Genomic DNA, 22828 nt, shown 5'->3' with positions numbered 1-22828 from the left:
TATCAGGTTGGCCAGACCGGCAAGATCGTCGCCCCAGAGGTCTATGTCGCGGTCGGCATCTCCGGCGCGATTCAGCATTTGGCGGGCATGAAGGATTCCAAGGTCATCATCGCGATCAACAAGGACGAAGACGCGCCGATATTCCAAGTTGCGGATATAGGCCTTGTTGGTGACCTGTTCACGGTCGTGCCGGAGCTTGTTGGGAAGCTGTAGTAGCTTGCAATCAAATGTAAATTTTAAGGGCGGGCAGAAATGTCCGCCCTTTTTGCTTGTGACGACGAGCTTGTGCAGTGTAGCTTGCTGGTCATGGCAAAATCATTCGTCGCATCGCTTGTTATATTAGCTCTCAATATGCCGTCGCTGGCTTCTGCTGCCGCGCCTGCGCCGTTGATTTTGAAGCCCACATCGGCATGGCAAGTCGACTATGCCAACGAACGGTGCCGACTCGCACGTCAATTTGGCGAAGGCAAGCAAACCGTTTTTTTGATCATGGACCGTTTTGCACCTACGGACTCTTTCCGTCTGACGATTTCGGGGCCGCTAGTTAAAACATTCGTCGAAAAAGGGGATGCCGATATTCAGTTCGGACCCAGTGAGCAGAAACAGCAGCTTGCATTTCTGAAGGGAAATCTTGGTGAGGACCCGGCCTTGGTTTTTACAAGCAGCGCACGGATAGCGCCGCCAAGCGCGGCGGAACTATTGGCGATCAAAAATCGGGCAAAAACCGAATGGGTCGTGGTTCAGCCCATAAGTGAAGACCGTCAAAAGGCAGTACGCCATTTGCGGGTAGGGAAACCGTTGCGCAAACCCGTGATGCTGGAAACAGGTTCTATGCGCGGGCCATTGTCGGCGCTCGATACCTGCATCGACAATCTTCTCACCAGCTGGGGCGTGGATATTGAAAAGCATAAGACGCTAGGCCGCGCGGTCACGCCGTTGGATTCTCCTGAAAAGTGGATTGTGTCGTCCGACTATCCATCCAACATGCTATCCGCTGGCCAGCCAGCGTTGGTAAACTTCCGGCTCAGCATTGGGCCGGACGGTGTGCCGACGGCTTGCCACATCCAGGCGACAACGCGTCCCAAAGAATTTGACAATGCGGTTTGCAAATCTGTCATGCGGCGCGCGCGTTTTTCGCCAGCGCTTGATGCAACGGGTCAGCCATTGGTGTCTTATTACCAGAACGATGTCTATTTCCGCTTGCCCTAGAGGTTGAACACCAGCTGAAGACGAAAGCGCCGCCTGATTCTGCGAACAGCTCGGTTAAGGCAGCAAGTCCGCTGGCACGGTGGGTTCGCTCAATATTTTCTCCATTCTGCGCCACCGCTCGGTCGTAACTGGATTGCCGCGTTCGATATAAGCGCGGACCAGATCTTTGCCCCAGCCATAGTTGATCACATAGCTGCGATAATGATCGGTGAACTTTACCGATTGTTCGGCGCGCGCGGGGGAGAGTAAGAGATATTTCTGCGTTAATTCGAGCGCCTGCGGCCGCGTAATTTCGCCATCGAGATACATTTTCGCAATGGTCAAACGCGCGCCCGACAACGCTTCGGTCATTTGCTGCATTTTCCAAAACGCTTCCGCAGAATTGCGATCAAGGCCAGCTATCGGATACAGAATATCGCGTTCAAATGCCAAGCGTTCCGCTGCTGGAAAGGCGAGATCAATGCCGTAATTGGCGCTGCCTTCGGATAATACGCTAGTCGGGCTGTAGAGCGGATTAACTTCATATTCCTTCCACCCGTTTTTGCGCGCCAGACGTTCTTCAACCATCAGGTTCAGCACATGGTGACCCGGATAGCCTTCGTGACAACCCAGATCGACCGCGCGGCTGATGCGGATGGGTAGGTCGGTATTGATTTGGATAAGGCTTTTATAATTGCCCTTATAATAATTATAGCCTGACCAAGGCTTGCCCGTGACGAACTCCATCACAAACGTCTCGCCCGCGGGCAATTGGATAAATTGCGCTGTGCGGCGCTTACATTCGGCAATGGCGACATCAAACACAGGCTGCAAGCGGTCCTTAGGAATGACATAGCGCTCATTAAAGGCATCGACGCGTGCGGCGAGCGGTCCATTGCCGGGAATCAGCGTTTCAAGATTGGCCAATATGGCGTCAAAATGCGCCAAAGGTTTCAAGTCGGGCACAGTTGCAAACTGACCTCGGGCTTCATCATTAAATGCAAATTTCCGCCCCTGAAGCATTTGCAACCGCGTATCCGCCGCAATCAAAATGCCGCGCAGCGCAACTGCGCGGCGGCGGTCCGAATCTACAGTGATTGAAGGCAAAGCGGCATCAATCGCCGCGGTCAGTGTGCGGGCTTCGGCTATCAATTGTACCAATGACCGCGGATTTGCTTTGGCTGCTGCCTGTAATGCGGGTGGCCCATAATAAGCATCCACATATTCCGCTTCATGGGTACCCGCCTCAAGCGTTAGCCGGATATAGGCATCGGAAATGTCAGCAATCGACATCGCCGGCGCAGTGATATTTGCGGGGACCAATGAAGTCGCGGTGGCGCAACCCGGCGCAAGCAGCAGCATCGGAATGATGATATGGCGAAGGTTCATATGGTGCTTTCAGATATAATTTTTTGTGGCGCGGCAAAGCGCAAAACAAGATAGCCCAAAATAGCCGACAGCATAGAGCCCATAAGAACCCCAATTTTGACATCGTCCGCCTGATCAGGGCCAGTAAAGGCGAGGCCGCCGATAAACAAGCTCATCGTAAAGCCGATACCGCACAGCAAGGCGACACCATAGACTTGCAGCCAGCTTGCATGTGAAGGACGCGCAGCAATGCCAAGTTTGACCGACACCCAGACGCTGGTAAAAATTCCAACTTGTTTGCCCAAAAACAGGCCCATCGCGATACCAAGCGGCAGCGGTGCAGCCAAGGCAGCTAGGTTTACACCGGCTACAGAAACACCCGCATTGGCGAACCCAAAGATCGGGATGATCAGAAAAGCAACTGGCTTTACCAGTGCATGTTCAAGCCGGTGAAGTGCCGAATCTTCCGCATCAGGTGCGGCGAGCGTTCGGCGGAAGGGAATGGCAAATGCCGCCAGCACGCCCGCAATGGTCGCATGCACGCCGGATAATAAAGTCGCATACCATAACAGGGCGGCGAGGATGAGATATGGCCACAGGGCATTTATCCGAAAACGGTTCAGCAGCATCATCGCCAACCAAAGGCCGCCAGCAGCAGTCAGCGCGGTGATGTTCAACGCGGCTGTATAGAATAAAGCTATGATCGCCACCGCGCCCATGTCGTCTACAATGGCAACGGTTGTCAGGAACAGTTTCAGCGAAGCGGGCGCCCGGCTGCCCAAAAGCGCAAGCACGCCAATGGCAAATGCAATATCAGTAGCGGCCGGTATGGCCCAGCCACGCTGCAACGCAGGATCGCTCCCTGCAACAGCAAGATATATCATCGCCGGAACAATCATCCCTGCCGCAGCGGCAACCATGGGAAGCGCGCGGTCGGCCCAAGTCGACAAATGCCCGTCCACAAACTCGCGCTTAATCTCCAGCCCAACAAGCAAGAAGAAAATCGCCATCAAGCCGTCATTTATCCAAAGGTGAACGGTCATCGGGCCAAGCTTTGGTGTCAACTCCGGCCCGATAACCAAATGTAAAAAATGACCATAGCTTTCAGCAATTGGCGAATTGGCAAGAATCATGGCCAATGCGGCGGCGGCCATCAACAAAAGACCGCCAGCGGCTTCACTCGACAAAAACGCCCGCAACGCAGAAGTTTTGGTGTGCTGTTGTGCGGTTCCAATCATCGCGATTGCTTATGGCGACTCGGCCAAAAGATGGCAAGCAAAGGCGAAAAATACAGCAATTGCCTTGCCTTAGCAGCGTATCTAGGTTTATAACCTTAGTTAAGGGAGCGGCAACGCACGGCCAGGCGATAGTCCGGCGGTCACCTTGTCGACCAGTTTCTAGGGTCGCGACCAATTAAGTGGTCCTGCCCCTAAGCCTAGCCTTTATCCTGCCGTCAAATGCCGTTAGGGTCCAAAGGTCGATCATGGATATTTATCTTCCCATAGCCAATCTGTCAGTCAACGCGCTGGTGATCATCCTTCTGGGTGGCGGCGTCGGCGTGTTGTCGGGGATGTTCGGCGTCGGTGGCGGCTTCCTGACCACGCCTTTGCTCATATTCTATGGAATCCCGCCAGCGGTTGCCGCGGCGTCGGCATCCACGCAGGTGACGGGGGCCAGCGTCTCTGGCGTATTTGCACATATGAAACGCGGCGGGGTCGATTTTCAGATGGGTGGCGTGCTCGTGGTTGGCGGTATATTCGGCACGGGCGCGGGCGCAGCGATATTTGAAATATTGGAGTCGCTTGGCCAGATCGATACCGTCATCAACATCCTTTATGTGCTGATGTTGGGCAGCATCGGTGGCTTAATGGCCAAGGAGAGCTTAACCAGCGTTTTGGCCGTGCGGGCAGGAAAGCCAGTCGCCGCAGCCAAACGCCGCCACCATCCGTTGGTCGCCAATTTGCCCATGCGCTGGCGTTTCTATCGTTCCGGTTTGTATATTTCGCCTATCGCGCCACTGATATTGGGCTTTATCACAGGCATCATGACCATGCTGCTTGGCGTAGGCGGCGGCTTCATCATGGTGCCCGCCATGCTCTATCTGTTGGGCATGGGCGCGCAGGTTGTAGTTGGGACCTCCTTGTTCCAGATTTTGTTCGTGACGATGGCATCAACGATGATGCACAGCCTGACCACTAAAGCGGTTGATATCGTGCTTGCCGTATTCTTGCTCATTGGCAGTGTGACGGGTGCGCAAATCGGGGCACGTCTGGCGCAGCGCATGCGGCCAGAATATCTGCGCCTCTTTCTCGCCGCGATTGTTCTGCTTGTGGCCATCCGCATGGCGCTTGGACTCGGCTGGCGTCCCGACGAAATTTATACCTTGCAGGCCCTATGATCCGTTTATTCGCCCTGCTCTTGTTTTTGCTACCGATGAGCGCGAGCGCGCAAAATGTGCCCAAGCTGGTGCCGGATGTCTCGCAAAGGCAGATCAATATTCAGTCGGGCTTCACGGGCGCCGAAATGCTGTTATTCGGCGCCATCATCTACCCGCGCGGCGTGGCGCCAGAGGGGAAAGTTGATGTTGCGGTTGTTCTGCGCGGGCCAGCGCGGTCCGTCACGTTACGGGAAAAGCAGAAAATTGCCGGTATCTGGGTCAACGCCGATAGCAGCGATTTCCGGTCCGTCCCGGCATATTATGCCATCGCGTCATCACGGCCACTGGATCAAATCGTCAACAGCAAAACAGCCGCGATTTACGAGCTTGGCCTTGATCGCCTACAATTATCTCCCAGTGGCGAGGTCAATGCCGCCGAACAGCGCCGCTTTGTCGATGGATTGGTCGACTTAAATCGCCGCAATGGTCTTTTCCGCCAAGAGGCGGGCACGGTCGAAATCACCGATCAGGTGCTGTATCGGGCGCGCCTCAATATTCCATCCAGCGTTCCGGTCGGTGTTTACACGGCTGAAACTTTGCTCATTCGTGATGGCCGCGTGATTGTCGCCGACGACAATGTTGAAGTCCGGATCCGCAAAACCGGGTTCGAACAATTGGTAACTGTCTTGGCACAGGATTATGCGCTATTTTATGGTGCAATGGCAGTGCTTGTCTCATTGCTGCTCGGTTGGTTTGCCGGATTTGTCTTCAACCGGCTTTAGACCATGCCCGATGCGCGTTGACGGTGGGGACTAAATATATCCTCACTCATTCAAATTGGGCCGCAAATATTGCCGTGCACGATCAAGGTCCAACCCTCGGCGTGCGGCATAATCCGACACTTGATCATCGCCAATGCGCGCGACACCGAAATATTCGGATTGCGGGTGACCGAAATACAGGCCGCTCACAGCAGCGGTCGGCAACATGGCAAAGCTTTCGGTCAAGGTAATGCCGGTTGTAGAAGTCGCATCCAGCAAATCGAACAATGTCGGCTTCAGGCTATGGTCCGGACAGGCGGGGTAGCCGGGGGCTGGCCGGATACCGCGATATTCTTCGCGGTTCAGGGCCTCGGGCGTGAATTGTTCATCGGGGGCATAGCCCCATAGATCCTTACGAACATGTTCGTGCATCCGCTCGGCAAAGGCCTCTGCCAAGCGGTCAGCCAGCGCCTTCAGCATGATGTCCGAATAATCGTCGATATTGGCTTTGAATCCTGCCAGATGCGCTTCGATACCATGGCCAGTTGTGACCGCAAAGCCGCCAATCCAGTCACCATCTCGGCTTATGAAATCGGCTAAGCACATGTTCGCTTTGCCTTCGCGCTTCGTGATTTGCTGGCGCAAGAACGGCAAGCGGACATGCGCCTGCGTCTTGTCGCAATAGACAAGCACATCATCGCCATCGCGCCGACAAGGCCACAGGCCAGCCACGCCCTTGGCGCGCAACCATTTTTCGTTGATGATTTTGTCGAGCATCGCATTGGCATCAGCAAAAAGGCTGGTTGCGCTTTCACCGACAACTTCATCGGTCAAAATCGCGGGGTAATTGCCATGCAATTCCCACGCGCGGAAAAATGGGGTCCAATCGATATACTTGCGCAGGTCAGCCAGATCCCAATCATCATAGACATGAACACCCGGCTTTTGCGGCGCGGCTGGTTTTAAACTTTCATCTATTTCAAAGGCATTCGCGCGCGCTTCTTCCAGCGTGGCAAGCGGCTTCGCCGTCTTGCCAGCACGGGCATCGCGGATGTGGCTATATTCGGCGCGGGTGTCCGCAACGAACTTGTCCGCCATCGTATCGCTAACCAATGTGCCCGCGACACCGACAGCGCGCGAAGCATCCAGCACGTGAATGACGGGGCCAGAATAGACGGGTTCAATGCGCAAGGCCGTATGCGTTTTCGAGGTGGTAGCGCCGCCGATCATCAGCGGCATCGACATGCCTGCTTTTTCCATTTCCTCGGCAACGGTCACCATTTCATCGAGTGAAGGGGTGATAAGGCCCGAAAGCCCGATCATATCGGCATCATGTTCGACGGCTGCTTGCAAAATTGTCGGCCACGGGACCATCACGCCGAGATCGACAATCTCGAAACCATTACATTGCAGGACAACGCCGACAATGTTCTTGCCAATATCATGCACGTCGCCCTTCACGGTCGCCATGATGATCTTGCCCTTGCCTTTGGCACCAGCCTCTTTTTCGGCTTCAATATAAGGGAACAGATGCGCAACCGCTTTCTTCATCACACGCGCAGATTTCACCACTTGCGGCAAGAACATACGGCCTGATCCAAACAGGTCGCCCACGACATTCATGCCGTCCATCAACGGCCCTTCAATAACCTCAATCGGGCGACCGCCAGCCGTTTTGATGGCCAGCCGGGCTTCTTCTGTATCCTCGACAATATGCGCATCAATGCCTTTGACCAAGGCATGCTCCAACCTTTTGGTCACCGGCCAGCCGCGCCATTCGGCCTCGGCCTTTTCCTGTGCAACGTCGGTCCCGCGATATTTTTCTGCAAGCGCGATCAGGCGCTCTGTCGCATCTGGATCGCTGTTAAGGATGACATCTTCGCACGCCACGCGCAGCTCCGTGTCAATGTCATCGTAAATGTCCAACTGCCCCGCATTAACGATGGCCATATCAAGCCCTGCAGGGATGGCGTGATAGAGAAAGATCGAGTGCATTGCGCGGCGCACGGGTTCATTGCCACGGAAGCTAAACGACAGGTTGGAAAGCCCGCCAGAATAATGGGCATGCGGGCACAAGACGCGCAGTTCTTTCACGGCCTCGATAAAGTCGACGCCGTAATTATTATGCTCCTCAATCCCCGTTGCCACGGCAAAGATATTGGGATCAAAGATAATGTCCTCAGGCGGAAAGCCAATGCCGATCAAAAGGTCGTAGGCGCGCTTGCAAATCTCGACCTTGCGGGCTTGCGTGTCGGCTTGGCCAGTTTCATCGAACGCCATGACCACGACAGCAGCACCATAAGCCATGCAGAGGCGCGCGTGATGTAAGAAAGCCTCTTCGCCTTCTTTCATCGAGATCGAATTCACGATGGGTTTACCGGAGACGCATTTCAGTCCAGCCTCAATCACGCTCCATTTTGAACTGTCGATCATTAACGGCACGCGGGCGATATCGGGCTCTGCCGCGATACGCTTGATGAAAGTGGTCATCGCCTCATGCGCGTCCAGCAGGCCTTCATCCATGTTGATATCGATAATCTGCGCGCCATTTTCGACCTGGTCGCGTGCCACCTCAACGGCAGCTTCATAATCACCAGCGAGGATCAGCTTTTTGAACTTGGTACTGCCTGTGACGTTGGTGCGCTCGCCAATGTTGACGAAGCGGGAAGAGGACGTGGTGGAGGACATTTTTGTTCTGCTCTTTAAGGTTCAGGCGGCCATGACGAAGGGTTCAAGCCCCGCCAGCCGGGTCACGACATCCGCCTTGGGAATGGCGCGTGGTGCACGATGCGCCACCGCCTTGGCTATCGCGGCGATATGCGCAGGCGTGGTGCCGCAACAGCCGCCAACGATGTTCACCAACCCATCGTCAAGCCATTGGCCAATCAATTGTGCCGTGGTTTCGGGTAGTTCATCATATTCAGCCAAATCATTGGGCAGGCCTGCATTGGGGTAGGCCATCACAAGCGTGTCGGCTTGCTTGGACAATGCCGCCAGATGCGGGCGCAAGAGGTCCGCGCCAAAGGAGCAATTCAAGCCGATGGTCAGCGGTTTAACATGGCGGATCGCGGCCCAGAATGCTTCCACCGTATGGCCCGAAAGATTACGACCCGCCATATCGGTGATGGTCATGGATATCATCAACGGCACATCACGCCCACAGGCTGCAGCAGCCTCTTGCGCCGCCATCGCCGCGCATTTGGCGTTGAGCGTGTCGAAAATGGTTTCGATCAACAGAAAATCGACGCCACCTTCAATCAACGCATCGCATTGTTCGCGATAGACATCTTTCAGATAATCAAAGTCTATCTCACGATAGCCGGGATCGTTGACGTCGGGTGACAAGGACAAGGTTTTGTTGGTCGGGCCAATCGACCCGGCAACGAACCGCTTTATGCCATCCTTCGCCTCTGCCGCATCGCAACAGGCGCGGGCCTGCTTCGCTGACTCCATGTTCAACTGCCACACCAAATGTTCGCAGCCATAATCGGCCATGCTGATCTTTGTCGCGCTGAAGGTATTGGTTTCGATCATGTCGGCGCCTGCGTCGAGATAGGCGCTATGGATCGCGCCAACGACGTCTGGCCGCGTAATCGACAATAGGTCATTATTACCCTTTTGATCATGCGTCAGCTCAAGATCGCCGCGATAATCTGCCTCGGACAATTTATAGCCTTGGATCGCGGTGCCATAGCCCCCGTCGAACACCAATATCTGTTGCGCCGCACGGGCGATGAAGGTTTCACGCGCACTCATGCTGCGGCCTTTTGCGCTAATGCGGTGGGCCGCTTGCCCAACAAATGGCAAATCGCATAGGACAGTTCCGCTCGGTTCAGGGTGTAGAAGTGAAATTCCCGAACACCGCCAGCATATAATTTCCGGCACATTTCTGCCGAGACAGTAGCAGCCACCAATTGCCGGGCGGATGGATGATCATCCAATCCACTGAACAGGTCCGCCATCCAATCTGGTATAGACGTGCCGGTCATTTGCGACATGCGCGTGATCGCGGCAAAATTCGATACGGGCATGATGCCCGGCACGATCTCCGCATCAATGCCGGCCGCGGCAACTGCATCCCGGAAACGGAAGAAGGTTTCGGGTTCAAAAAAGAACTGCGTAATTGCGCGGCTCGCCCCGGCGTCCAACTTACGTTTTAGAAAATCAATGTCTGACGCTGCCGACAGGGCCTCTGGATGGGTTTCGGGATAGGCGCTGACCGATATTTCGAACGGGTGCAGTTTGCGCAAACCTTCGACCAGCTCCGCGGCACTCGCATAGCCGTCGGGATGCGGAACAAATTGTCCGTCGGAACTGGGCGCGTCCCCGCGCAGCGCGACGATATGTCGGACCCCTGCTTCCCAATAGGCGCTGGCGACATCGGCAATTTCGCCCTTGGACGCTTCGACGCAGGTTAAATGTGCTGCCGCTGGAATATCGGTTTCGCGGGCAATGCGCGCCACCGTGTTATGGGTGCGTTCGCGGGTTGTGCCGCCTGCGCCATAGGTGACCGAAACAAAGCGTGGTCCCAGCGGCGCTAGCGTCACGACCGAATCCCATAATTGCTCCTCCATCTTTTCCGTTTTGGGCGGGAAGAATTCGAAGCTGATCTCGCAATCACCGGGAAGCCCAGCAAAAAGGGGCGAGGCAACAGCCCGGCTGGCCTCCTGCATCTGTGCAAGTGGGAGAATCATGCGACGATCCTTAAATTGTTTTTAGGATTGAGATTATCTGTGGGACGCGGTTGCTGAGTGGGGAGCTTTTCGCCCATCCAGACCTTTACCACCAATGCGCCAGCTTCAAGTGCGGTTTGGTGCACCATCTGCAGGCCATGACTAATAAATGCCTTTTTCATGAAATCATCCGAAAAGCCAAGCCGGGCGTGGGCATGTACCGTGCGGAGTTCTTCTAGATCATGCGCCGCAAAATCAACGATGACGAGCCGGCCACCTGGCGCAAGCGTGCGGATTGCTTCGGCGATAACCGCTTCGGGGTGCTGGGCATAATGCAAGACTTGGTGAAAGATGGCAGTGTCAAATTCACCAGCGCCCACGGGCAGATTGTTAAAATCACCCAGCTTTATGTCAATTTTACTGGCGATTTCGGGACTTAAATTCGCAATTTTTGCGCGTGCGAGCCGAAGCATTTCGGGGCTGCTATCTATCGCCACAAGCCGTCTGGAATCGGCTGCAAACAATTCCACAATGCGCCCAGTGCCCGTGCCTACATCAAGGACCCGACCTAAGGGGGCACTGTGCAGGACTTGCGCCAAGCGCGCTTCAACTTCGGAATCGGCAATATGCAATGATCTGAGCGAGTCCCACTCATCAGCATGTGCCGCAAAATATTGCGCCGCCATATCGGTGCGTGCGTTACGGACTTCATCCAGTCGCAGCAGGTCCCGCTGGAACGCCTTTGCCTGCGACACATCGGCTTCTGCCAATAAGGATGCAAGGGAGCCGTCCGTTAACATCCCGCTAGGCCTTAAGAATACCCAGCTACCTTCCTTGCGACGCTCCAAAAGCCCAGCTTCATCCAGAATCCGGATATGCCGGGAAACGCGGGGCTGACTTTGGTCGAGTATCTGGACCAATTCGCCCACCGATAGCTCCAGCCGACGCACTAGAAACACGATTCGTAACCGTGTAGGGTCAGCCAAAGCCCGCATGATGTTTGACAAACTGATCATTTGAGACGGATATAAAGAATTCTTTATATCAAGTCAATCCGCACAAATTAGCCGTATTTTCTACCGTTATAGTAGACATAATCCTCAAACAGCTATGTAACATTTTGCCGAAGTGAAAAAGCGCATTGCCAGCGAATTATGAACGAGCTAGAGGGTTTTTCGCAGGCAAGCTGCATTTCTTGCAACGTGCCTGTCAGGTTTTCATAAGTTTTGCTAGGGGGTTTCCCATATGAAGAAAATTGCTGTATCTCTCGTTCTTGCCGCTTCGCTCGGTTTGGCCGCTTGCTCAGGTGCTGAAGAAGCAACCACAGAAGCCACAACAGAAGCAACCACAGAAGCTGCTGACGCCGCTGTTGAAGGTGCTGAAGTAGCTACTGACGCTGCTGCAACTGACGCTGCTGCAACTGACGCTGCTGCACCTGCTGCTGACGCTGCTGCACCTGCTGCAGAAGCTGGCGCCGCTGCAGACGCTGCGAAAGAAGCTGCGAAGTAATATTCGCGCTTTCTAAGCGAAAGCATTTGATAAGGGCTGTCCTGTTTACAGGACGGCCCTTTTCTTTGTCTACGACAGGGTTGAACTCTGACTTTGGTAAGCAGAATTCATATCTGCGATCATTGTCCGTGATATGTGGCGACAGTACGCGACACAAACTGCATGAATGCCATACGTTCGGGTATGGGCGCGGTGGTGCTGCCCATCATAACGGCCACGGCATAGCGCGTGCCGTCAGGCGCCGTCATGATACCGATATCATTATAGCCAGTTGAAACCGGCGGCAGTATTTGCCCTGTCCCCGTCTTGTGCACAAACTGCCACCCTGCAGGTACCCCTGCCCTCAACCGGTTCGGACCGCTTGATGTACGTGACATGATTCCCAAGATAAGGCGCGTCGATGCAGGAGAGAGCAATTCGCCCTTCGCCAATTTCGCAAGCGCGCGAACAATCGCCTCAGGACTAGCCCCGTCAACGGGATCAGCAAGATAGCGGTCCAACGCTGCTTTCCGTGTCGCTAGGGGAACCTCTCCGCGCGCAGCATAAAAACGCCGTCCAATTGCATATTCTTGACGCCATTCCAGCCCGGCTATTGCGCTTTGCATCACACGCTCACCCGGACCAAAACGAATGGCGCCCAGTTTTTTGCGCATTAAGAAATTCTTTACGGCCTGCGGACCACCTGCTGTGCGCAGCAGAGAATCATTGGCGGTGTTATCACTACTGATGATCGCTTGCTCGAGAAGCGACAGCACCGTTACTTCAATCTCGCCATTGGCGATAACGCGATCGCGAATGGGTTGATGAAAGACCGCAAGGTCATCGCGTGTAATACGTATTTTCTGATCCAGCCTGATCTTCCCTTGGTCGACCAAGTCCAAAATCGTCAATGCAACCCATGTTTTGGATACGCTTTGTTGGGGAAAAAGCTCATCCCCACGTTTTCCGGTTATCCATTCGCCACCATCAATACGCATAATAGCAACGCCCGTGCGACCCGGAAAAATGCGCCATTGGTCGTTCAGCAGATTTTCCAATCCGACAGGTGCGCGAATAACCGCTGGACGAACCGGAAGGGCAGGCGTCGCAGGCTTTTGCACAGGCAGCGCCTTTTTCGCGGCTGGTGCAGGTGTTCGTGTCGGCGCGCGCTCTGCAGCAACACATGCCGACAACAGGGACAATATTGCTAATAAGGCCATGCCTTTGCGACCGACGCCTTGGATGCGGTTTTCCCGAACTCTTAATGTATTGGCCATGCAGAAGCGATAAAGCAGGCCCTCCGTCGAGAACAGCATTTACCGATATTTTGCGACGAACGATTCTTGAGCGTCGACGAGATGAGGAAGTAGCATGCGGCAGCAGTGACCTGCGTGGCTACTGACGCATTATTAAGCGGGCAGGTTGAATGTCCTAGCCGCGACCGCGATAGGGCTGCACACCTTGATCGGGTATCCACAAACCCTTGGGCGGCTCGCCGGATTGCCAGAACACATCAATGGGTATGCCGCCGCGCGGATACCAATAGCCGCCGATCCGCAACCAATGGGGCTTCATTTCCGAGAACAGACGCTGGCCGATGCCAACGGTGCAGTCCTCATGAAAGGCGGCATGATTGCGGAATGAGCCCAAGAATAGCTTCAACGATTTTGATTCGACGATAGTCGCATCTGGGGCATAATCGATCACCAGATGCGCAAAATCCGGCTGCGCCGTGACGGGGCAGAGCGAGGTAAATTCCGGCACCGCAAAGCGCGCGAGATACAGCATATCAGGGCGCGGATTGGGAACATAATCCAGTTGCGCCTCTTCAGGTGTTTGCGGAAGCGCGCTGTGCGCACCAAGAAATTTGGGCTTTAATGTGTCAGTCATGATCGCGCATTTAGCGGTTTCGGAGCACGAAGCAAACGGGTGATGCCAGATAGCGCCAATGGTTCGCGAATAAAGAGGGCGGAATGCATCCAAGCAGGCCGCCTTTGTCTTTCTGGAAACCCTGTATCGCCCTTGTATGTGCGCCGCGCTATGGCGCAGACATGACAATTTTGATTCCCATATTTGGTGACCAGCTCTGCCACGGCCTGTCCTCTTTGGCGGGGCAGGACAAAAAAGCCTGCGTCATCTTAATGGCGGAGGTGGACGAAGAAACCGAATATGTGCCGCACCATAAATCCAAAATGGCGTATATTCTGTCCGCTATGCGCCATCATGCTGAGGATCTGCGCAACGCAGGCTGGACCGTCGACTATGTAAAACTGACTGATGCAAACAATAGCGGTAGCTTGACCGGTGAAGTCGCGCGCGCAATTGAGCGGCACAAAATCTCCGCACTGCGCGTGACCGAGGCGGGCGAATGGCGCGTAAAGGCCATGCTCGATAGCTGGTCCGACCGTTTTGATGTTCCGGTGACTATCCTGCCTGACGACCGGTTTTTGTGCACGCATGGCGAATTTGAACGCTGGACCAAGGACCGCAAGCAGTTGCGTATGGAGTTCTTCTATCGCGATATGCGCCGTAAATCCGGCCTGCTCATGCACGGCGATGCGCCCGAAGGTGGGCAATGGAATTTTGACGCCGAGAACCGCAAACCCGCCAAGCGCGATCTGACGATGCCAAGGCCGCTGCATTTTCCGCCCAATGCAGTGACGCAAGACGTCATCCAGATGGTCGAGGATCGATATGGGGATAACATAGGACAGACGGCCCAGTTCGGCTTCGCCGTGACCCGTGCAGATGCATTGCGGCAGCAACAGCATTTCCTGGCGCATGCTTTGCCCCATTTTGGCGATTATCAGGACGCGATGCTCACGGACGAGCCGTTTTTATGGCACGCGATTCTTTCACCCTATATCAATTCGGGCTTGCTTGACCCGCTGGAATTGTGCCGCGCGGTTGAGGTGCAATATCGGGCGGGAAAGGTTCCAATTAACGCTGCTGAGGGCTTTATCCGGCAAGTCATTGGCTGGCGCGAATATGTGCGCGGCATTTATTGGCATGCGGGCCCCGAATATGTTGAGAGCAACGCGCTTGACGCAACGCGATCCCTGCCTGCGTTTTACTGGACGGGCAAAACCGACATGCATTGCCTGTCGCAGGCCATTGGGCAGACGATCGCGCATAGCTACGCCCATCATATCCAACGGCTAATGATCACTGGTAATTTTGCTTTGCTGGCCGGACTCGACCCTAAGCAAGTGCATGAATGGTATTTAGCGGTCTATGCCGATGCCTATGAATGGGTAGAATTGCCCAACAGCCTCGGCATGAGCCAGTTTGCCGATAGCGGGATGCTCGCGTCCAAACCTTATGCGGCGAGCGGTGCCTATATCAATCGCATGTCCGATTATTGTACATATTGCCGTTATGACGTCAAGCAACGCGTTGGTCCAAAAGCATGCCCTTTCAACGCATTATACTGGGATTTCATTGCCCGGAACGAAGTCAAGCTTCGCAAAAATCCCCGTATGGCGATGCCATATAAAAATTGGGAGCGGATGACGGACGCAGATAAAGAAAAGCTTCGCAGCCATGCGCAACAGTTTCTGGAAACACTTGGATAGTTTGTAAAAGCGGCTTATCCTGCCCCACATAAGAATCAAACATGCGGGCAAGGACGAAATCATGGAATTGTTAGTAAGCACCGATTGGTTGGCGAATGAAATCGGCGCATCCGACCTTCGCGTGGTCGATGCAACATGGTTCATGCCCGATGCGGGCCGCAATGCACGGGCAGAATATGAAGGCGGGCATATTCCATCGGCCGTGTTCATGGATTTGGAAGAACTTGCTGACGCCAATAGCAGCCTACCAAATACATTGCCGCCACCTGAAAAATTCGCGAGCCGTATGCAATCGCTTGGGCTTGGGGATGGCAGCCGTATCGTGGTCTATGATGACAGCCCGTTCAAGTCTGCTACCCGCGCATGGTGGATGCTCACGCTTTTCGGTGCGCATGATGTGGCAATTCTGGATGGCGGGATCGCCAAGTGGAAAGCCGAAGGCCGCCCGCTGGAGGCCGGCAAACCCAGCTTGCGCCACCGCCATTTTACCGTGTGGAAAGATGACAAGGCCGTGCGCAACAAGGCTGACATGCTCGCCAATTTGCACAGCAAGGACGCAGATGTCGTCGATGCACGCGGTGCTGGCCGTTTTACGGGTGAAGAGGCCGAGCCACGGCCCGAAATGGCGTCAGGCCATATTCCGGGCAGCCGCAACTTACCTTTTGGTCAGCTTTTCAACGCAGATGGAACATGGAAGCGCGGCGCGGAATTGACCCAAGCCTTTACCAACGCTGGCGTGGATCTGAACAAACCCATGATCACCACTTGCGGGTCAGGCATGACGGCTGCTGTTGTCCTTTTTGGCGCACGTATGACCGGCAAGACCGATGTTGCTTTATATGACGGAAGCTGGTCCGAATGGGGCCTTGATGCCGACACCCCCAAAGCGCAGGGTGCGGCTTGAGTTCTGAAAAGCTCCAAAAGCCCACTACTAAAATAGTCACTGCGGGACGACGGGAAGCGCTAACCGGCTCGGTTGTCAATGTACCCATTTGGCGCGCGAGCACGCATTTATACCCCAATGTCGCCGCGCTTGAAGCTGGCAAGACATCGAACGAAGATGGTCGCTTTTTCTACGGTCGCCGTGGATCACCGACGCAATGGTCGCTAGCCGAAGCGCTGACCGAGATGGAGCCCGGCGCGCATGGCACGATGCTCTATCCCTCTGGCGTAGCCGCTATTGCGTGCGCGTTATTGTCGGTTTTAAAGGCTGGCGATGTGCTGTTGATGACGGACAATGCTTATGATCCAAGCCGGTCATTGGCCGACGGATTTCTGAAGCGTTTCGGGGTTGAGACACGCTATTTTGACCCGCTGACCGCGGATTATGACACGCTGTTTTGCGACCGCACCAAGGCGATCTTGTTGGAGTCTCCGGGAAGCCTGACCTTTGAGGTGCAAGATATTCGCGCCATTTGCGCAGCGGCCAAAAAACATAATGTGGTCACTTTGCTCGATAACACGTGGGCGACATCTTATTTCCATACGGCGCTCGATAAGGGCATCGATATGGCGATCTTATCGTGCACCAAATATATTGTGGGCCATAGCGATGTGATGATGGGCAGCGTCACCACGCATGCGAAATATTGGACGAAATTGCGCCAAACCGCGCAGCAGCTTGGTCAGACAGTGTCACCCGACGATGCCTATCTCGCCAGCCGCGGCCTGCGTACCTTATCCGTCAGGTTGAAGGCGCATGAGGCGTCGGCGCTGCAGATCGCCAAATGGTTACAGGCCCAGCCAGATGTTGCGAGCGTCTTCCACCCCGCGCTGCCAGACAGTCCGGGACATGACATTTGGAAGCGTGACTTTACGGGCGCGTCGGGCCTATTCTCCTTCATCCATAAAGGTGACGCCGCAACCGCCGCCGCCTTTGTAGACGCCCTCGGCCTATTCGGCATTGGCTACAGCTGGGGCGGCTTTGAAAGCCTTGCTTTGCCCGTCCAGCCTGAAAAATACCGTTCAGCAGTGCCTTGGGACAAGGAAGGCACCCTCATTCGGCTACAGATCGGCTTGGAAGACACCGACGACTTGATCGCTGACCTTGAGGCAGCCTTCCGTGAGAGTAGAACCTTGTCCTAACGCCGATTGAAAAGTCACGCTCAGGCAAATAAATGCTTGAAGTTGACCCAGCGTCAAGATGCATACAGTATAAATGACTGATATGCTTCCGATAAACGAAGTTGTACGCCGCACTGGCCTGACGAGCCGCACATTGCGTTTTTACGAAACCAAGGGGCTCGTCGCACCACTGCGCACTGCTTCAGGGCGCAGGATATTCGGTGCACGCGAATTGTCGCGCTTGCATCAGATCGCCGTCCTGAAATCGGCTGGGTTGAGTCTATCGCAAATGCAGCGTCTGTTCGCAGGGCATAGCGTCGATTTGTCGGCGATGTTGACCGCTCAGCTGAAAATGCTTGATGAAGAGGCCGCGCAGATAAAAAGCGCGCGCCAAATCATTCGCTTTGCAATGTCGCGCGTCGACGACGGCGAACGGATCGACCCCGCGACATTTTGTGCGCTCATCGAATCTGGACAGCGGATGACGACTCAAGAGTCAAGGGAATGGCAAGCCATAACCGATCGCTATTTTTCGCAGGACGAAAAAGCAAAATGGGCAAGGGCATGCCAATTGATCGATGCCGACTTCGATGCGCGATCCTATGATGCGCAGTGGAAGAGTTTGGGCGACCGCATCAAGGCCGCGATGCCAATGGAGCCCGAAAGAGAACTCGCGCAGGGCTTTGTCGATGAGTGGTTTGAGCTGCTCAAGCCCTTTTCTGCGGTCAGCACGCCTGACATGTGGCAATCAACTATGAAAATGTATGACGAAATGGATCAATGGATGGGCGAGGGCGCACCCGATCCGGGTTTCGACAAGTCGGTATGGGATTTCATGAAACGCGCCACGACGGCGCGCATCATGCGGGGCGGGACGCTGCCTAGTTTTGAAGCTTACAAAAAGGGAGATTGAAATGAGCGCATGGATATATCTGGCAATCGCCATTGCCTTTGAAATTGCCGGAACCAGCCTGCTGAAAGCGTCGGACGGATTTGCCCGCATCGGCTTCGGTATCGGTTCAATGGCTTGTTATTGGGTGTGCTTCGCCTTCCTTGCCGTGGCGATGAAGAGCATTCCGGTAGGTGTAACCTATGCGATCTGGTCCGGGATGGGGATACTGGCGATTACCATCATCGGTTGGCTGGTGTTTAAACAAAGCCTGCAACCTGTCCAGCTTGGGTTTATCATGCTGATCTTGGTCGGGGCCGTCGGGTTAAATCTGACGACAAAAGCCGATGCCGCAGAGCCTCAGCGCGTCGGCACCGGCACATCCCCGGAATAATCGTAAAATCCGCGCTTTACCTTGCGGCCATACCATCCGGCCTCGACATATTTTTGCAGCAAGGGTGCGGGGCGGAACTTTGGGTCGCCCGTCGATTGAAACAGCACCTTGGTGATTTCAAGACAGGTATCGAGCCCGATAAAATCCGCCAAGGTCAGCGGCCCCATGGGGTGATTGAGGCCAAGCTGGCACGCAGTATCGATATCGCGCATGTTGGCCACGCCTTCGCCAAGCGCAAAGATGGCTTCGTTAATCATGGGCATCAACACGCGGTTGACGATGAAGCCCGGCGCATCATTGGCAAACACCAATTGCTTGCCCAGCGCCTCTCCATATTGGCGTACAACGTCGACGGTAGCGTCGGTCGTCGCAAGCCCCCGAATGATTTCAATAAGGCCCATGACGGGCACGGGATTGAAGAAATGGACGCCGATAAAGCGTTTCGGGTCGGGCGATGATTGCGCCAATCGTGTGATCGGAATCGACGATGTGTTCGACGCCAACACCGCGTGCTGGCCAAGGATTTTGCCCACTGCCTCAAATATCTTGCGCTTAATGTCCTCGCGCTCAGTCGCCGCTTCGATGATCAGCCCAGCATCAGCCATCGGGTCATAGCTGGCGACGGGTTCAATGCGTAACAACAATGCGTCGGCTTCAACTTGCCCCATTTTCTCTTTGGCAACTAAGCGGGTCAAGGCGTTTGCAATACTTGCTTTTCCTGCTTCGGCCTTGGCCAAATCAAGGTCGGACAGATAGACATGATAGCCAGCAGCAGCGCTCACTTGCGCTATACCCGCACCCATTTGACCCGCACCGATAACACCCACTGCACGCATTTTTTTACTCCGTTTAAAGACGATATGTTGGCCCTAGCGAAGGCCAGGCCACAGCGCTAGCCTTGCGCACATCTAATCACCCCAGTAGTTTCTATTGTTTCAGCTCAGCGCACAACAAGCTTGGGCTAGCGTTTCCATCAAATTCCACTTAAGCGCGGCATTAATCCATAATGTTTCCGGCAGAAAGTTTTTTAGCCATGTCCACAGCAGTTCGTCATGCACCCCTTAACGTGGGCCTCGCGGGACTTGGAACCGTCGGCAGCGGTGTCATTCGCCTGATTGAGGAGAATGCGGGGCTTATTGCGCGCAGGGCCGGCCGCGAGATCAAGATTGTAGCTATCACCGCGCGTGACCGGACAAAGGATCGCGGCCTTGATTTGTCGCCGTACCGCTGGGTCGACGACATGGAGCAGCTTGCCACGGCGGACGATGTTGACGTTGTGGTTGAGCTTGTCGGGGGATCCGACGGCCCTGCCCTGACCTTGGCGCGTGAGACTTTGTCCAACGGACGCGCTTTGGTGACCGCCAACAAGGCGATGATCGCGCATCATGGTGCCGAGCTTGCAGCTTTGGCCGAAAGCAAACAGGCCGCGCTCAAATTTGAAGCGGCTGTTGCCGGAGGTATTCCTGTTATTCAAGGTCTGCGCGATGGTGCCGCCGCCAACCGCATTGACCGCGTTTATGGCATTCTCAATGGCACATGTAATTTTATTCTATCCACTATGGAGCGCGACGGCCTCGATTTTGCGCATGTTCTTGCCGATGCGCAAGCCAAGGGTTTTGCAGAGGCGGACCCTTCGTTCGACATTGACGGCATTGATGCTGCCCATAAGCTTTCAATTCTTGCGTCGCTCAGCTTTGGCACGGTCATTGATTTTGGCGGAGTTGAGGCGCGCGGTGTGCGTAAAATCCTGGCAGCGGACATCGCGCAGGCCAAAACCTTGGGCTATCGTATCCGGCTGATCGGCCTTGCCGAAATTGACGGCGACAATGGATCGTCAACTATTTTTCAGCGCGTTGAGCCGTGCCTCGTGCCGCTCAGCCACCCGCTCGCAGTTGTCACAGGCGCAACCAACGCCGTCGTTGCAGAAGGCAATTTCTCCGGCCGCCTGCTGTTCCAAGGCGCCGGCGCAGGCGACAAGCCAACAGCGTCAGCGGTCGTCGCCGATTTGGTTGACATTGCGCGCAAGGAAACCGGCCCTGCATTCTCCATGCCGTCGGCTGAACTTGAAAAGCTGCCGCGCGCAGCCTCGGCGCACCGAATCAGCAAAACCTATTTGCGCATGCTAGTGGCGGATCGCGTCGGCGTGCTCGCAGAAATCACGGCAGCCATGCGCGATGCGGGGTTGTCGATTGAAAGCCTCATCCAAACCGAGGCAGGTGACGATGGTTCGGCGTTGATCGCCATGGTTACGCATGCCGGACCAGAACAAGCCATTAACGACACCATAAATGCGTTAGCAAGTTCGGACAGCTTGCTTGGCGAGCCGATGGTGATGCACATCTTGGGCGAATGATCAGGGTGGAGCGTTCTCGCCATCAGTGACAATCATATCAGGTTCAGGCAACCCTTTTAGCACTTCTTCCAGCGGAATGGCGACTGGTGGGACATAGCCAAAACCCATGCCCACGCCCTTCATGTAAATCTTGCAGTTAGTATCGCCAGGCAAGCAAGCCGCAGCACGTTTGCTGGAAATAGCCTCCCCGCGGCGTATGCGGTCTTCGTCCGTTCCTTGCGTATCGCGAAATATGCGTTGGCTTTTATTGTCGGGGTTTTCGCCGCATACAAAAATCTCTTCATTCTGCGGATATTTGACGCAGCCCTCGGCATCGACGGCGACCAGTCGCCGGGCTTTTTCGATCTGTTCCGCAATTTCGTCATCGCTCACGGGCTGCGCAGAAACGACGGAGGCAGAAAGTGCCACGGCGGCGACAAGTAATCTCGACATTTGGTTACGCCTTCCCTATCGGAACCGCAGTGCCGACTTTAACGCCCCAGATGCCGAAATTTCTTTCCCCAGAAACCCGATATTTCAAATAGCTAGGAAATTCAAATGACTACAGCAAGCCAAATCCTTGACCGCGTCCTTGTTTTGGAAATGGTCCGCGTGACGGAAGCTGCAGCCATCGCAGCGGCGAAGTTGATTGGTCGCGGTGATGAAAAGGCCGCTGATGCTGCCGCTGTCGAAGCGATGCGCGCTGCCCTGAACGAGCTTTACATGGATGGAACGGTTGTCATCGGCGAAGGCGAACGGGACGAAGCGCCGATGCTCTTCATTGGTGAAAAGGTCGGTTCCGCGATTGGTACGGGTCCCAAAATCGACATCGCGCTGGATCCATTGGAAGGCACGACGATCACCGCAAAGGCCGGCCCCAACGCACTGGCGGTTCTGGCTGTGGCCGAAGAAGGTAATTTGCTCAACGCGCCCGATGTGTACATGGACAAAATCGCGGTTGGCCCTGGCTACTCCCCAAACATCGTTAATCTCGACAAATCAATAGCAGAAAATGTCGCCGCCGTTGCCGCCGAAAAAGGCGTGCCGCCGCATGAATTGATTGTCTGCGTCCTCGACCGTCCCCGTCATGAAAAGATGATCGCCGAACTGCGCGCAATTGGCTGCGGCGTCATGCTGATCCCCGATGGTGACGTTGCGGGCGTCATCGCGACCACCAACCCCGACACGACTGTCGACATCTACATGGGCAGCGGCGGCGCGCCGGAGGGCGTTCTTGCGGCCGCGGCTTTGCGCTGCGTCGGTGGCCAGTTCAAGGGCCGCTTGCTTTTCCGCAACGATGACGAGCGGCTGCGCGCGCGCAAATGGGGCATCGAAGATTTGGACAAGATCTACGACCTTGAAGAATTAGCCAAGGGCGATTGTATCTTTGCCGCCACGGGCGTGACCCATGGTTCCTTGCTGGAGGGCGTGAAAACCTTGCGCGATGGCCGTGTCACCACCGAAAGTGTCGTGATGCGCGCCTCATCTGGCACCGTCCGTTGGGTTAAGAGCGAGCATCGTAAGGCTGACAAACGCGGCTGACCTTCAGTAGATACCCATTTGCAGGCCTGCGGCGATTTGCTCGCCCATTTCCGCTGCCGCCATTAGGTCGGCACTATCGATAGTCTTCGGGGCCAATATCGCCTCTTGCGTCTGCGCGTGCGTGCACACAATGACACTCGGCAGTATTTGTCGCAGCCGCCAGCCCGTCGCGATCCG

Annotated in this window: 22 protein-coding genes; 12 read left to right on the top strand and 10 right to left on the bottom strand. The window is 55.1% G+C overall.

The window, feature by feature from the left end:
* Positions 1-213, top strand: a 213-nt coding sequence (locus Q0O33_RS09415; protein ID WP_295498756.1) for an FAD-binding protein, incomplete at its 5' end; no start/stop codon positions are given.
* A 93-nt stretch (positions 214-306) separates the two neighbouring features.
* Positions 307-1209: an energy transducer TonB gene (locus Q0O33_RS09410; protein WP_295498754.1), complete on the top strand. Its 903-nt coding sequence runs from the start codon at positions 307-309 to the stop codon at positions 1207-1209.
* Between the two features lie 54 nt (positions 1210-1263).
* Here Q0O33_RS09410 and Q0O33_RS09405 read toward each other — a convergent pair whose 3' ends face one another.
* Both Q0O33_RS09405 and nhaA read right to left on the bottom strand, forming a co-directional pair.
* Entirely contained in the window at positions 1264-2577 is a 1314-nt protein-coding gene (locus Q0O33_RS09405; RefSeq protein WP_295498752.1) for a hypothetical protein, read from the bottom strand.
* A complete protein-coding gene (nhaA, locus tag Q0O33_RS09400; protein WP_295498750.1) occupies positions 2574-3794 on the bottom strand; it encodes a Na+/H+ antiporter NhaA in 1221 nt (406 codons plus the stop codon). Before nhaA ends, Q0O33_RS09405 begins: the two co-directional genes overlap by 4 nt.
* A 245-nt stretch (positions 3795-4039) precedes the next feature.
* Between nhaA and Q0O33_RS09395 the strand changes: the two genes are divergently transcribed.
* The gene (locus Q0O33_RS09395; RefSeq protein WP_295498749.1) at positions 4040-4954 is read left to right on the top strand and encodes a sulfite exporter TauE/SafE family protein; all 915 of its coding nucleotides are present in this window, start codon (positions 4040-4042) and stop codon (positions 4952-4954) included.
* The gene (locus Q0O33_RS09390) at positions 4951-5715 is read left to right on the top strand and encodes a TIGR02186 family protein (protein ID WP_295498747.1); all 765 of its coding nucleotides are present in this window, start codon (positions 4951-4953) and stop codon (positions 5713-5715) included. Before Q0O33_RS09395 ends, Q0O33_RS09390 begins: the two co-directional genes overlap by 4 nt.
* 42 nt (positions 5716-5757) lie before the next feature.
* On the opposite strand, the gene metH is transcribed toward Q0O33_RS09390, so the two are convergent.
* From metH to Q0O33_RS09370, 4 genes are read right to left on the bottom strand one after another with little or no spacing between them, the layout of a single operon-like run.
* A complete protein-coding gene (metH, locus tag Q0O33_RS09385; protein ID WP_295498745.1) occupies positions 5758-8382 on the bottom strand; it encodes a methionine synthase in 2625 nt (874 codons plus the stop codon).
* Positions 8383-8403: 21 nt separating this feature from the next.
* Entirely contained in the window at positions 8404-9450 is a 1047-nt protein-coding gene (locus tag Q0O33_RS09380) for a homocysteine S-methyltransferase family protein (protein ID WP_295498743.1), read from the bottom strand.
* Complete coding sequence (gene metF, locus Q0O33_RS09375; RefSeq protein ID WP_295498741.1) at positions 9447-10388, bottom strand: methylenetetrahydrofolate reductase [NAD(P)H]; 942 nt, start codon at positions 10386-10388, stop codon at positions 9447-9449. The genes Q0O33_RS09380 and metF overlap by 4 nt, the downstream gene beginning before the upstream one ends.
* Complete coding sequence (locus Q0O33_RS09370) at positions 10385-11383, bottom strand: metalloregulator ArsR/SmtB family transcription factor (protein WP_295498739.1); 999 nt, start codon at positions 11381-11383, stop codon at positions 10385-10387. The genes metF and Q0O33_RS09370 overlap by 4 nt, the downstream gene beginning before the upstream one ends.
* Positions 11384-11612: 229 nt before the next feature.
* Between Q0O33_RS09370 and Q0O33_RS09365 the strand changes: the two genes are divergently transcribed.
* A complete protein-coding gene (locus tag Q0O33_RS09365; RefSeq protein WP_295498737.1) occupies positions 11613-11876 on the top strand; it encodes a hypothetical protein in 264 nt (87 codons plus the stop codon).
* 119 nt (positions 11877-11995) lie between these two features.
* Here the strand turns inward: Q0O33_RS09365 and Q0O33_RS09360 are convergent, their stop codons facing one another.
* Both Q0O33_RS09360 and queF read right to left on the bottom strand, forming a co-directional pair.
* Complete coding sequence (locus Q0O33_RS09360; protein ID WP_295498735.1) at positions 11996-13132, bottom strand: serine hydrolase; 1137 nt, start codon at positions 13130-13132, stop codon at positions 11996-11998.
* Positions 13133-13286: 154 nt separating this feature from the next.
* Positions 13287-13745, bottom strand: a complete 459-nt coding sequence (gene queF / locus Q0O33_RS09355) for a preQ(1) synthase (protein ID WP_295498733.1) — start codon at positions 13743-13745, stop codon at positions 13287-13289.
* A 161-nt stretch (positions 13746-13906) separates the two neighbouring features.
* Between queF and Q0O33_RS09350 the strand changes: the two genes are divergently transcribed.
* The 5 genes from Q0O33_RS09350 to Q0O33_RS09330 all read left to right on the top strand — a co-directional run bounded on the left by Q0O33_RS09350 (position 13907) and on the right by Q0O33_RS09330 (position 18777).
* Positions 13907-15430 (top strand): cryptochrome/photolyase family protein, encoded by a 1524-nt coding sequence (locus Q0O33_RS09350; RefSeq protein WP_295498731.1) that lies wholly within the window; start codon positions 13907-13909, stop codon positions 15428-15430.
* A gap of 61 nt (positions 15431-15491) precedes the next feature.
* Complete coding sequence (gene sseA / locus Q0O33_RS09345) at positions 15492-16334, top strand: 3-mercaptopyruvate sulfurtransferase (RefSeq protein ID WP_295498729.1); 843 nt, start codon at positions 15492-15494, stop codon at positions 16332-16334.
* A complete protein-coding gene (metC, locus tag Q0O33_RS09340) occupies positions 16331-17515 on the top strand; it encodes a cystathionine beta-lyase (RefSeq protein WP_295498727.1) in 1185 nt (394 codons plus the stop codon). Before sseA ends, metC begins: the two co-directional genes overlap by 4 nt.
* A gap of 73 nt (positions 17516-17588) precedes the next feature.
* Complete coding sequence (locus tag Q0O33_RS09335) at positions 17589-18407, top strand: MerR family transcriptional regulator (RefSeq protein WP_295498726.1); 819 nt, start codon at positions 17589-17591, stop codon at positions 18405-18407.
* Between the two features lies 1 nt (position 18408).
* Positions 18409-18777 (top strand): multidrug efflux SMR transporter, encoded by a 369-nt coding sequence (locus tag Q0O33_RS09330; RefSeq protein WP_295498723.1) that lies wholly within the window; start codon positions 18409-18411, stop codon positions 18775-18777.
* Here the strand turns inward: Q0O33_RS09330 and Q0O33_RS09325 are convergent.
* On the bottom strand, positions 18744-19613 hold the full coding sequence (locus Q0O33_RS09325; RefSeq protein ID WP_295498720.1) for a 3-hydroxyacyl-CoA dehydrogenase NAD-binding domain-containing protein: 870 nt from the start codon (positions 19611-19613) through the stop codon (positions 18744-18746). The two genes, Q0O33_RS09330 and Q0O33_RS09325, sit on opposite strands and share 34 nt — an antisense overlap.
* Before the next feature lie 197 nt (positions 19614-19810).
* Here Q0O33_RS09325 and Q0O33_RS09320 point away from each other — a divergent pair, with 197 nt between their 5' ends.
* Positions 19811-21130 (top strand): homoserine dehydrogenase, encoded by a 1320-nt coding sequence (locus Q0O33_RS09320; RefSeq protein ID WP_295498717.1) that lies wholly within the window; start codon positions 19811-19813, stop codon positions 21128-21130.
* On the opposite strand, the gene Q0O33_RS09315 is transcribed toward Q0O33_RS09320, so the two are convergent.
* Positions 21131-21562: a hypothetical protein gene (locus Q0O33_RS09315; RefSeq protein WP_295498714.1), complete on the bottom strand. Its 432-nt coding sequence runs from the start codon at positions 21560-21562 to the stop codon at positions 21131-21133.
* 105 nt (positions 21563-21667) lie between these two features.
* On the opposite strand from Q0O33_RS09315, the gene glpX reads away from it, so the two are divergent.
* Entirely contained in the window at positions 21668-22651 is a 984-nt protein-coding gene (glpX, locus tag Q0O33_RS09310; protein ID WP_295498711.1) for a class II fructose-bisphosphatase, read from the top strand.
* Positions 22652-22828: the final 177 nt, after the last annotated feature.

The sequence above is a fragment of the Sphingorhabdus sp. EL138 genome, from assembly GCF_945862485.1.
Classification (GTDB): Bacteria; Pseudomonadota; Alphaproteobacteria; order Sphingomonadales; family Sphingomonadaceae; genus Sphingorhabdus_B.
This window is presented reverse-complemented; position numbering and strand designations above follow the sequence as displayed.

Bases quoted from the DNA above. Each gene is read 5' to 3' on its own strand.
- Q0O33_RS09410 (WP_295498754.1), top strand. From the start codon at position 307: ATGGCAAAATCATTCGTCGCATCGCTTGTTATATTAGCTCTCAATATG.
- Q0O33_RS09405 (WP_295498752.1), bottom strand. From the start codon at position 2,577: ATGAACCTTCGCCATATCATCATTCCGATGCTGCTGCTTGCGCCGGGT.
- nhaA (WP_295498750.1), bottom strand. From the start codon at position 3,794: ATGATTGGAACCGCACAACAGCACACCAAAACTTCTGCGTTGCGGGCG.
- Q0O33_RS09395 (WP_295498749.1), top strand. From the start codon at position 4,040: ATGGATATTTATCTTCCCATAGCCAATCTGTCAGTCAACGCGCTGGTG.
- Q0O33_RS09390 (WP_295498747.1), top strand. From the start codon at position 4,951: ATGATCCGTTTATTCGCCCTGCTCTTGTTTTTGCTACCGATGAGCGCG.
- metH (WP_295498745.1), bottom strand. From the start codon at position 8,382: ATGTCCTCCACCACGTCCTCTTCCCGCTTCGTCAACATTGGCGAGCGC.
- Q0O33_RS09380 (WP_295498743.1), bottom strand. From the start codon at position 9,450: ATGAGTGCGCGTGAAACCTTCATCGCCCGTGCGGCGCAACAGATATTG.
- metF (WP_295498741.1), bottom strand. From the start codon at position 10,388: ATGATTCTCCCACTTGCACAGATGCAGGAGGCCAGCCGGGCTGTTGCC.
- Q0O33_RS09370 (WP_295498739.1), bottom strand. From the start codon at position 11,383: ATGATCAGTTTGTCAAACATCATGCGGGCTTTGGCTGACCCTACACGG.
- Q0O33_RS09365 (WP_295498737.1), top strand. From the start codon at position 11,613: ATGAAGAAAATTGCTGTATCTCTCGTTCTTGCCGCTTCGCTCGGTTTG.
- Q0O33_RS09360 (WP_295498735.1), bottom strand. From the start codon at position 13,132: ATGGCCAATACATTAAGAGTTCGGGAAAACCGCATCCAAGGCGTCGGT.
- queF (WP_295498733.1), bottom strand. From the start codon at position 13,745: ATGACTGACACATTAAAGCCCAAATTTCTTGGTGCGCACAGCGCGCTT.
- Q0O33_RS09350 (WP_295498731.1), top strand. From the start codon at position 13,907: ATGACAATTTTGATTCCCATATTTGGTGACCAGCTCTGCCACGGCCTG.
- sseA (WP_295498729.1), top strand. From the start codon at position 15,492: ATGGAATTGTTAGTAAGCACCGATTGGTTGGCGAATGAAATCGGCGCA.
- Q0O33_RS09335 (WP_295498726.1), top strand. From the start codon at position 17,589: ATGACTGATATGCTTCCGATAAACGAAGTTGTACGCCGCACTGGCCTG.
- Q0O33_RS09330 (WP_295498723.1), top strand. From the start codon at position 18,409: ATGAGCGCATGGATATATCTGGCAATCGCCATTGCCTTTGAAATTGCC.
- Q0O33_RS09325 (WP_295498720.1), bottom strand. From the start codon at position 19,613: ATGCGTGCAGTGGGTGTTATCGGTGCGGGTCAAATGGGTGCGGGTATA.
- Q0O33_RS09320 (WP_295498717.1), top strand. From the start codon at position 19,811: ATGTCCACAGCAGTTCGTCATGCACCCCTTAACGTGGGCCTCGCGGGA.
- Q0O33_RS09315 (WP_295498714.1), bottom strand. From the start codon at position 21,562: ATGTCGAGATTACTTGTCGCCGCCGTGGCACTTTCTGCCTCCGTCGTT.
- glpX (WP_295498711.1), top strand. From the start codon at position 21,668: ATGACTACAGCAAGCCAAATCCTTGACCGCGTCCTTGTTTTGGAAATG.